This window comes from Deltaproteobacteria bacterium (assembly GCA_018668695.1).
Taxonomy (GTDB): Bacteria; Myxococcota; XYA12-FULL-58-9; order XYA12-FULL-58-9; family JABJBS01; genus JABJBS01.
Genome location: JABJBS010000134.1, coordinates 1 through 5,331, shown reverse-complemented (window position 1 = coordinate 5,331; position 5,331 = coordinate 1). Strand labels below are relative to the sequence as shown.

Below are 5,331 nucleotides of genomic sequence, written 5' to 3'. Positions count from 1 at the left end.
TACGGATTTACCGTCGATAACGTTGTATCGAAGGTGAAGGCTCTACTTTAGTATGATTCAAAGTATCGGCATTGTTGGATTGGGGTTGATCGGTGGTTCCTTGGCCGAAGCGGTCAAGGCAACATTACCCGATGCCCGAATCCTAGGTGCCGACAGCCAACCAGAAACCATCAAGGAAGCCACGAGGGCGGAGATTTTTTCCTCTCTTAGCGCTTCTCCTGATGAGACCTGGAAGGACCTCGACCTGGTCGTTGTTTGTGTCCCGTTGGGCGCACTGGAAAATGTTTTAAGCCACCTCAAAAACTGTATTTCAAGCTCGACTATCCTCACGGATGTCATCGGCGTGAAAACACCTGTTCAAATTGCGGCACGAAAAATTCTCGGACCGGAGAATAACTTTGTAGGGTGTCACCCCATGGCGGGAGGCATTGTACCCGGCTTTTCAAACCGCAAACAGGACCTCTTCAAAGGCTTCCCTGTTGCAATTTGCGATGAGCCCAGCGCCACAATTGGCCAGCAACTTTTCGACTTCTGGACCAAGCTTGGTGCAAGCCCGATTTATATGACCGCCGATGAGCACGATAGGGTCGTCGCGTTCACCTCACACCTGCCCTACTTGAGTTCTGTCGTCCTTCGGGATTTCGCAGAGAATGACGAAACAACCCAGGGTCTTAGAGGACCGGGCTTTCAGCGCGCCACGCGGTATGCAGCTTTCTTGCCAGAAATAATGGGGCCTGTGGTTGCAGGCAATCCGCATGTGCCTGAGCTTCTTCGGGAGTTCGCAAAACGATTTGAAAAGCTGGCGTCGACCCTTGAAGATTCCCCGGCGAGTCTCGTCGAAGAATTAAAATCAGGTCCTCAGAGCTAGTTCATCTCAGCTCGTTGAAGTTCAATCTCAGACTCAACAACTTTACGGATTTCCTTTAGCCTTGTCTCATTCTGAGCTTCAAATCTTAAAACAAGAATCGGCTGGGTGTTACTGCACCGCACCAATCCCCAGCCATCTTCCCATTCAACTCGGGCCCCGTCGATATCAATCACCGAGAATGGTTCAGACTTCGCACGCTCTTGGAATGAACCAATGACACGCTTTACCAAATCAAACTTAATGTTTTCAGGGCAATCCATACGCAACTCAGGCGTCGACACTGTCTTGGGAACATCTGCTAAGAGTTCGCTCACCGATGCGTTCGTGCTGCCCATAATTTCGAGTAAACGCCCACTTGCATAGGCGGCGTCATCAAATCCGTAGTAACGGTGCTTATAGAAAATATGCCCGCTCATCTCGCCGGCCAAAGCCGCTTTCTCTTCTTTCATCTTCGCTTTAATGAGTGAGTGACCTGTGATCCACATGATGGGTTTACCACCGTGGGCCGCGATATCATCGTAGAGGGTCTTCGAGCACTTTACTTCGCCGATGATAACAGCGCCGGGCTCTTCTTTGAGTAAAGCTCTGCTCAAAAGAATCATGAGCTTATCACCCCAAATGACTTCACCGTTGCGATCAACCACACCAATTCGGTCGGCATCTCCGTCGAAAGCTAAACCAAGATCTGCGCCATGGCCTAAAACACTTCGCTTTAAGTCGGCCAGATTTTCTTCGACGGTTGGATCTGCATGGTGGTTAGGAAATGTCCCGTCAAGCTCGCAGTAGAGAGGAATAACCTCACAACCCATTCGCTCAAAAAGGGGTAACGCTGTAATTCCCCCAACACCGTTACCAGCGTCGACCACGACTTTAAGCTTTCGCTCTACTGGCTTGAGATTTTCCACAAGTTCATCGAGATAAGCATCCACCACAGGGGTTGTTTGATGGGTTGCCTCACCAGACTCGTAATCTTCATTTTCGATACTTAATCGAAGCTTTTGAATGTCCTCGCCAAACAATGAGCGGCCCAGCAAGGTTAATTTGAAACCATTGTACTCGGCTGGGTTATGGCTACCCGTGATAGCGATACTACCATCCGCATCCAAGTGTTCAATGGCCCAGTAAACAACAGGAGTCGGAACAACACCGATATCGATACTATGAACACCACTCTCACGCAGGCCGCGCCCAAGTTCAGCAGAAAAATCTTCACCACTGGGACGGCAATCTCGTCCAAGAACGACCTTTGTGCCGCCTCCACGCTTCACCCAAGAGCCAACCGCGCGACCTAAATGATAGGCCAGCTCAGGGGTTAGGTCCGGGCCAACAATCCCGCGAATGTCGTATTGGCGAAATATTTCACTGGAGAATTTCATTTCAACTCGTTTCGTTCCATTTCGATTTCGCGCTCTAACGCTTCGAGACGGTCTAGTAAATTATCACCCGTTATCTGCCCCATCGCGCGGTCATATGCTTTGCGATAAATCTTCCCGGGAGCATCCACTACCCCTGGCATACGCAGCGCTTCAACTCTTCCCTGATCCCAAGGCGTCGCCTCCTGCTCCAAAGTCGATTCCTCCGCACCGCCATCACATCCAGCGCAAAAACCAATGAGGCAAAACGCTCCCAATAAAATTATGGTTCTCATGGCAGCCCCCGCATATCTAGAAAAACTGATCCCTCGGTCACCTCTTGCATCCGCAACCGGTGGCGCTCATCTTCAACACGGCGAATTCTATCAAGCCGTTCTAATAGCTCTGTTTGCCCTACTTGCTTAGCACGCCTTGCAATGACATCAAGCTGAGCACGCCGTGTATAATGCTTGATAATTTCAAGATCCCGGCGGCGCTCGAAATCCCCGCGCGTATCCGCAGCGGGCGAGATTCCTCGGTTGCCCACCAAAAATGAGCCGCTTCTTATTCGCTTCTTAACCGGGGCCTTCACTGCAGGCGCAACATTAGGTACCACTTCGTCGGCCTGTGCTTTTGGAGTTGCTGAATTTTCCTGTTGGGCCAGGGCCGTAAACCCCGTAAGCGCCACAACAACGCATATACAAATCTGCTTTACTCGTTCCATCCCTTTTCCTTTAACATCGCCACGACCTGGCGCACCTCTTGAGCGCGTTCTTTGGGCATAACCAAAGTAGCATCTCGGGTGTGAACGACGACCAAATCGCGCAGTCCAATCGCCGCAACAACATGGTCTTCATCTGCAATCAAGGTACAGTCTCGTGTGTCAATTACGACCGTATTTCCCATAATGAGATTATTGTCTTCGTCTTGCTGCAAGACCCCATCCAAGGAACCTAAGCTCCCAACATCTGACCAGCCACACTCCAGCGGTATCACCGAAACCTCATGCGCATTCTCCATCACCGCATAATCGATGGAAACAGAAGGCAAGGTTTCATAAATGCTCGCAAGCTGTGCATCATACACATCGGTTCCGATATGTTCGCCAATCTTCATCAGACCACGATGCAACTCTATTTGCTGAACCTTCAATTCGTTTAATATATAATCGGCACGGACGATAAAAACTCCGGCGTTCCAAAGGAAATTTCCTGAATCGAGATAGCTCTGGGCAGTTTTTAAATCTGGCTTTTCTTTGAAGGACGACACTTGAAAGACACCGTCCAAGCCACTCTCTTTTCCGGCCTCAATATAGCCATATCCTGTTTCAGGCCGAGAGGGTTTAATGCCCAGCGTGACGATTCCAGACTTGGCCGCAGCCCGAGCCGCTAAATCCAATGCTTCGCAAAAAGCTGCCGAATCTCTTACGTGATGGTCTGCCGGCAGTATGACCATCATCGCGTCGGGGTCTTCGTGGACGAGATGCAGCGCTGCTAAGCCGATGGCTGCCGCGGTATTTCGAGCACATGGTTCCACCAGTACTCGTTCCGACGAGACATCCGGCACAACATCATGGCACCCTTGCGCATGAGCAGCTCCCACAACCATCCACCAATGCTTAGGCGCAACGACGGGTTGAATGCGGTCAAAAGTTTGCCAAAGCAAGATTCCTTGGCCACTCAAATCTAAAAGTTGCTTAGGTCGGTGCGGACGTGAAAGTGGCCAAAACCGAGTGCCTGAGCCACCAGCTAATACGACTGCACGTAAATGGTTTAATGCCTGCATAAGGGCTTCCTAGCAGCTCCACCGGGGCATTTCCAGCACGCTTTCAGGGTGTGAATCTCTTTAATACGTAACAAAAACGCTGAATCATGTAGGCTGTTGCACCCCAGATATTTTCGCCATCCCAATGAAGTTCCTGCATGGCAATTTCACTGCCTTTATAATTATGAACCTTGGTCACCCAGCGCGAATCATCCAGGAACACATCCAGCGGAACGGTAAACACTTTGGCGACTTCATGCTCTGAAGGCTTAAAAACGATATCTCGGGGTACGATACCCACGATTGGTACGACATGGTATCCGGTGATGGTGTTGAGATGATCCAGTTCTCCGACCACTGTCACGCACGCAGGGTCGATACCCAGCTCTTCTTCAGTTTCCCTAAGGGCTGTCGACTCGGGATTTGCATCCGAGTCTGTTGTGCCGCCGCCAGGAAAAGACACTTGTCCGGCATGAGAGGGTAACTTTTCAGTGCGCCGAGTGAGAATGAGCTCGAAACCATCGGAGTCGCTCATTTCACGCAATGCCACCAATACAGCGCTGGGCCTTAGCCCGGTACTCGGAAGCTCCAGCGACCGGTGGGCTCGAACGGCAGCGATTACGTCTTCTCGGTTCACAGAACACAAATCCCAAGAATACCTACTGGAATCAAATACGCGACAAAGTAATGCAATTTGCCCTGTTTCACGATGGGGATAAAGAAACGCAGGGCCAAAACTCCGACCAGCGCAGCGCTGAAAAATCCCACCACCAGCGGCAACACATCAATATGGGCGCCTGCCTCTACCGCATCCTTCGTCTTTAATAACACGGCACCGAGAATCGCTGGCACGCTCAATAAGAAGGAGTAACGCGCGGCCAATTGCCGGTCGAGTCCGAGAAGCATTGCACACGCTATGGTTGAGCCACTGCGGCTAATACCAGGAATGACCGCCATACCCTGTATGAGGCCGATGGTTAGTGCATCACGCAGTCCCATAGATTCTATGGTGCGGCTTGAACCTCTTTGAATCATGGTCAGCGCTAAGAGCCCTGCAGTTACCAATAACATCCATGCAGCAAACTTCGGCTCACCGAATAGCGCTTCGAGTTCATCTTTGAATACAAGACCAATACAGGCAGTTGGGACTGAACCGACAACAATCATTAAAAGCAGACGAACTTCCGGGTAATCCCTGAAAGCATTCTTCCAGTGCCGCACTTCGAAGATACCGAAGCCCAGTGCCAGAGTTTCGCTCACAATGCCTTTAACCGTATCCCGGTAAAAAGCGAGCGTAGCTACCAAAGTGGCCGCGTGTACAATCACGTCGAAGAGAATATGCGGTTC

General features: G+C 50.8%; 7 protein-coding genes. 1 reads left to right on the top strand and 6 read right to left on the bottom strand.

Annotated features, from left to right (window positions below; all coding sequences use genetic code 11):
- Nucleotides 1-52: 52 nt before the first annotated feature.
- Nucleotides 53-868, top strand: a complete 816-nt coding sequence (locus HOK28_07375; GenBank protein MBT6432895.1) for a prephenate dehydrogenase — start codon at nucleotides 53-55, stop codon at nucleotides 866-868.
- On the opposite strand, the gene HOK28_07370 is transcribed toward HOK28_07375, so the two are convergent.
- The 6 genes from HOK28_07370 to HOK28_07345 all read right to left on the bottom strand — a co-directional run.
- Nucleotides 865-2,244, bottom strand: a complete 1,380-nt coding sequence (locus HOK28_07370; protein MBT6432894.1) for a phosphomannomutase/phosphoglucomutase — start codon at nucleotides 2,242-2,244, stop codon at nucleotides 865-867. The genes HOK28_07375 and HOK28_07370 overlap by 4 nt on opposite strands.
- On the bottom strand, nucleotides 2,241-2,516 hold the full coding sequence (locus tag HOK28_07365) for a hypothetical protein (GenBank protein ID MBT6432893.1): 276 nt from the start codon (nucleotides 2,514-2,516) through the stop codon (nucleotides 2,241-2,243). Before HOK28_07365 ends, HOK28_07370 begins: the two co-directional genes overlap by 4 nt.
- Nucleotides 2,513-2,944 carry a hypothetical protein gene (locus tag HOK28_07360; protein MBT6432892.1) on the bottom strand — a complete coding sequence of 144 codons (432 nt, stop codon included), beginning with the start codon at nucleotides 2,942-2,944 and terminating at the stop codon, nucleotides 2,513-2,515. The genes HOK28_07365 and HOK28_07360 overlap by 4 nt, the downstream gene beginning before the upstream one ends.
- Nucleotides 2,932-4,005 carry an NTP transferase domain-containing protein gene (locus HOK28_07355; GenBank protein ID MBT6432891.1) on the bottom strand — a complete coding sequence of 358 codons (1,074 nt, stop codon included), beginning with the start codon at nucleotides 4,003-4,005 and terminating at the stop codon, nucleotides 2,932-2,934. The genes HOK28_07360 and HOK28_07355 overlap by 13 nt, the downstream gene beginning before the upstream one ends.
- A gap of 43 nt (nucleotides 4,006-4,048) precedes the next feature.
- Nucleotides 4,049-4,621 carry a CoA pyrophosphatase gene (locus HOK28_07350; protein MBT6432890.1) on the bottom strand — a complete coding sequence of 191 codons (573 nt, stop codon included), beginning with the start codon at nucleotides 4,619-4,621 and terminating at the stop codon, nucleotides 4,049-4,051.
- Nucleotides 4,618-5,331 (bottom strand): undecaprenyl-diphosphate phosphatase (locus HOK28_07345; protein MBT6432889.1); only part of this gene is annotated, 714 nt, incomplete at its 5' end. The genes HOK28_07350 and HOK28_07345, both read right to left, overlap by 4 nt.

Excerpts from the sequence above, each read along its gene's own strand:
- HOK28_07355 (MBT6432891.1), bottom strand. The coding sequence starts at position 4,005 with ATGCAGGCATTAAACCATTTACGTGCAGTCGTATTAGCTGGTGGCTCA.
- HOK28_07365 (MBT6432893.1), bottom strand. The coding sequence starts at position 2,516 with ATGAGAACCATAATTTTATTGGGAGCGTTTTGCCTCATTGGTTTTTGC.
- HOK28_07360 (MBT6432892.1), bottom strand. The coding sequence starts at position 2,944 with ATGGAACGAGTAAAGCAGATTTGTATATGCGTTGTTGTGGCGCTTACG.
- HOK28_07375 (MBT6432895.1), top strand. The coding sequence starts at position 53 with ATGATTCAAAGTATCGGCATTGTTGGATTGGGGTTGATCGGTGGTTCC.
- HOK28_07370 (MBT6432894.1), bottom strand. The coding sequence starts at position 2,244 with ATGAAATTCTCCAGTGAAATATTTCGCCAATACGACATTCGCGGGATT.